Origin of the sequence: Marisediminitalea oceani, assembly GCF_003731635.1 — a bacterium.
Lineage (GTDB): Bacteria > Pseudomonadota > Gammaproteobacteria > Enterobacterales > Alteromonadaceae > Alteromonas > Alteromonas oceani.
This window is the reverse complement of sequence record NZ_RCUA01000079.1, coordinates 1-4,334: the sequence shown is the minus strand read 5'-3', so window position 1 is coordinate 4,334 and position 4,334 is coordinate 1. Positions and strand designations below refer to the sequence as shown.

The 4,334-nt window shown below is 44.9% G+C and carries 2 protein-coding genes and 1 pseudogene; 2 read left to right on the top strand and 1 reads right to left on the bottom strand.

The genetic code is table 11. The annotated features are described in order from the left end of the window. Positions 1-20: 20 nt before the first annotated feature. Positions 21-1,430, bottom strand: a complete 1,410-nt coding sequence (gene tnpC / locus D9T21_RS20185; RefSeq protein ID WP_123323152.1) for an IS66 family transposase — start codon at positions 1,428-1,430, stop codon at positions 21-23. Positions 1,431-1,549: 119 nt separating this feature from the next. Here tnpC and D9T21_RS20180 point away from each other — a divergent pair, with 119 nt between their 5' ends. Next, a complete protein-coding gene (locus D9T21_RS20180) occupies positions 1,550-3,526 on the top strand; it encodes a hypothetical protein (RefSeq protein WP_123326985.1) in 1,977 nt (658 codons plus the stop codon). A gap of 105 nt (positions 3,527-3,631) precedes the next feature. Beyond that, positions 3,632-4,334 (top strand): annotated as a pseudogene (locus D9T21_RS20175) (transposase family protein); the annotation flags it as partial.

Here is a 4,334-nt window from a genome sequence, read left to right as displayed (position 1 = left end):
CGTAACCGTTCACCAAGGCCCTATTGACAGGCAGCTTTAAAGTCGTTGAGCAGAGGATAGGTGGTTTTATTCAGCGTCGCAGCAAGTATTGCCCGGATCCATTTCAGAGGATTCAGCTTTTGTTTTCGGCAGGTTTCTACGATGGTGAGTATACGTTGTCTGAACAGTTCGCCCCGATGTGACCACACGCCATAGCTGCCTTTTCGCCACAGCACATAGCTTCGCAATGAACGCTCGGCTTCATTGTTAGTGAGAGGGACGCCATCGTGACTGAGGAATACCCAGCACATGTCATCGTGTTTTAGCAGTAGCTTACACCGGTTCTGATAGCGGGGAGTCACACAGCGTCTTGATGCCAGTTCAAGTTGCTCTCGCCAGGCGATGCGTAGTTTTTCCATCCGGTCCAGGTATCGCTTTTCACTTAGTGCGTTACTCTCATACCGGTGTTGCAGCCGGAACAGTATGCGAATGAGCCTGACTAACGTTGTTCCATAGGTTTTATTCGTACCCCAGCTTTCCGCCAGCGCATTCATGTTTCTTAAGATATGCGCCCAGCACAATTGACGGTGGTCTGAATCGATGTAGTGATAACCGGCATACTGGTCAGTAACAACAATGTTTTCCGGATTATCGCCGAGTAGTTTCTTTGCCGCCCAGGCGCCACGTGAGAAGTGCGTCATAAAGCATGATAATTCTGCTGTGCATACCTGCCACATCCAGCGGTTTTCGTTACCACGCTGATGACGGGTTTCATCGCAGTGCACCACCGCCTCAGTGCGCATCGTCTCTTTGATATCCTGATACGCTGGCGTCAGTACTGAACTAACCCGGCCCTGCGCTTCAGAGATAGCACCGCGACTGAACGATAAACCGAAGTTCTGTTCGAGCTGCTGCTGGATTTTACTGATACTCTGGTGAAACTGCCCCGACTGCATTGCCACATAGGCTAGCAGGTTATTTCCCATCTGCCCCTGATTCACGTTGTCAGGTAGCGTTGCTTTTACCGTTTTACTGCACTGACAACACTGGCCCTGATGCAACTGATGTTCGACTACAGAGAATGCCTGGCTGGGAATATCAAATACCTGATGCCGACGATAAGGGGAATCATTGATAGCAATGTCACCACCGCAAGCACAAGTATCGTCGGGATAATAGGTGCGCGTCTCATCAACGGTATCGGCCAGCATCCGCTTACTACCTTTATGGCCGGATTGCGCACCGCGCTTACGGCCCGTCGGCTTTTTAGCTGGCGCAGATGAAGCTACACTCGGACCATTAGAAGATGGCGGGCGCGATGAATTACGACTGTTTTGATTCAGTCGGTCTTCGAGGTCATTTAGCCTGTCCCAGAGTGTACTAATGAGCTCATTGGCATCATCGAGATTAGTAGCGACGGGTGGCTTTGTGGGCTGCTTTTTACGTGGCATGAAACCACTCTGACAGACTGGCGGGATCAATCAATAGGATCCCCACGATCATTGAAAATAAATATTACTAACTGTCAATAGGGCCCTGGTGAACGGTTACTCTCCAGCTAGAGCAGATAATGGAGAAAATCGCTTGCGTGCTTCATAACTATGCTTCTCCAAACAAAGTAGCACGGAGCGAAACCGAGCGTAAGTATCATCGAATCGCCAATGAATTATACGATTGTCGTGAAAACTCCCTTCCAATTGTAAGGCTTACTAGTTCACTCGCAGTCGGCGCTGACCGCCTCGGAATGAGCGCAGATTTCTCTAAAAATCTTCATGAATTTGCCCAAGTAGAGCACGCTGCTATTCTGCCTTTCTCAACAAGTCAATATCGAAATGATTTCAAGGATAGCAGCAGCATCACCAACCATTTATTAACTGAGGTGCAGGAGTTTGACCAACTAATTGATAATGTTGTTAGTCAGTCAGTTCCGCGTTTGGTCGAATTAGATGGTGACTATACTAATGGCGATAGCCGAGATGCAGCTTATTTTCGCTGTAGCAAAGTTTTGGTCGAAAATTGTGACTTAATTATTGCAATTTACGATGGCAATCCTTCATCAAACGAAAATAAAGGGCATAAGGCGGGGACTCATAGCAGTGTCCAATTGACTCTTGAGGCTCGTAAGCCCGTAATTCAAATTGACCCTAGAGGGGAACAGCAATGCCAAATATGGCAATCGACTCGATTTGGACGTGAAGAAGCAGTAGAAGCCGTGAGTCAAACTGCAATTGAGACCTTAGTTGGAAGATTAGTACTTTTTACGGACATTTTTCGTTTAGACGAGGAAGATGCATCGTCTACCTCCACGGCTCGTGAAAACTCGATACTTCGTAGCGCCACAGAGTTGCAAAAAGGTGCAAAATACCTGGATTTCGATGAAAGGTGTTTACCAGATTATGACTATTCCGGGCCAATTAATGCTAAGTTTTCAACAGTTGATAAACTGCGCGGAGCGCACGCCTTTAACTGGTTCAAGCAACTATTTTTCAATGCGAAACGCGTTTCGCAAATCAAATCAGCTTACAATAAAAATAGTACTGTTGACCGAGTTGATGAGTCTAATGTAACAGTCAATTCTGATGCTTATTTTTCACATTTTCAGGTGGCGGACTCATTAGCTGTTCGATATGCTGCGATTCATCGAAGTACATTTTTTCTTATTTATACCCTAGCGGCTTTGGCGCTCATTAGTGCGGCGGTAGGTGCAATTTTTAAGGATTACACAACAGTCCTTTATACATCAGTTGGGCTCAAAGCTGTAGCGTTGATTAGCATTTATCTTTTATACAAGCATGATGCTCATAATCATCACATGTGGCTGCAAAACCGATGTCTCGCAGAGGGGATCAGGCCCAATGTTTATCTATCTGCGCTTGGACGGTGTTTTTCATTCTTAGATACAAGAAGTAGCGATGAGTTTATGCACCGCGAAGTACTCGGACATGGCCACTCGGGCGGACAATGGGTCTGTATTCATGCAGAGGTCGTAGCCCGATATGTCGGCTTTCGGCAGTGTCCCATGGCAAATGCGAACTACAGAGAAAGCGCCATTAAATTTTTACAAAATAAATGGTTACAAGGCCAAAGTAATTATCATTTGGATAATGCTGCAAAGATGAAGCAGCTAGGTGAGAAGCTTTCTGGTTGGACACACTGGCTCTTCTATTTAACAGCAGTTTTCTTAGTGTTTAAAGTAGTGTTTATGTCTATATATGTTAATGGCAAAGTTCCAGAAACGTCATTTTGGTACTACCCATCTAAATTTACTACGCTTTCAACCATTCTATTTCCTATACTGGCTTCATTTTTATTTGCAGTTCGAAATCACGCAGAGTTTGACATATCTTCACAGCGATCATTAACGATGCTAGCGTTTTTTTACAGTATGAAAGAATATTTCAACCGTCTTAAGTTCAATAATAGTTCACCAACGACAAGTTCTACAGACGCATTGGACATTGGACTGCATAAACTCAGCGATGTCAGTGTAAGAGAAGTATCAGAGTGGATCGAGATTTATGAAGTGAAGGAGTCAGAGCCGGGATAGTTCGAAAATTACTGAATTGGGCCTTATTTAAGGTCTAGTGTCCACTTCCCCTTTAATGAGACAGTGTCCCGTCCTGAAATACGTTGACATAAAGAGGACTTCTTTATGACAACTTCAAGTAATCAAAGACCTAAGCGTACTCAGCGTGATTACACCTTGGCTTTTAAATTAGGTGTAGTGCAGCGTGTAGAAAAAGGCGAAATGACCTATAAGCAGGCACAAGTTCACTTCGGTATCCAAGGTAAATCAACAGTGCTAGTTTGGCTGAGAAAGCATGGTAGACTCGACTGGTCGAAACCACTTCAGCATCCACTTATGCCCAGTTCAAAAGAAACACCAGCCGAAAAAATAAAACGTCTCGAGAGAGAATTAGCCGATGAGAAACTCCGTAATCAAATCCTCAATGGAATGGTTGATATCATGGATAAAGAATATGGAGCAGGTCTAAGAAAAAAGTACTTATCCGGTACGTCTGGCAAGCCAAAGAAAGAAAAGAAATAAGTTTGTCGGCTGCTTGCCGGGTTGTGGGGATTTCCAGGCAGTCTGTTTATCAGGCTGTCGCCCGTATGGAGTGCCGAAGAACAGAACTATCGGTAATTAAGGAGTGGGTGCTCTACTGGCGTAAGTTCATGCCGCAGTTGGGGACACGGAAGCTCTATAAATTAATCAAACAGAAGTTGATTGAACACGAAATTAAATTGGGTCGAGATGGCTTTTTTACTTACCTGAAGAGCGAAGGATTACTCGTCAAGCCGAAGAAAAGCTTTATCAAAACCACATTCAGTAAACACTGGATGAAAAAGCATCC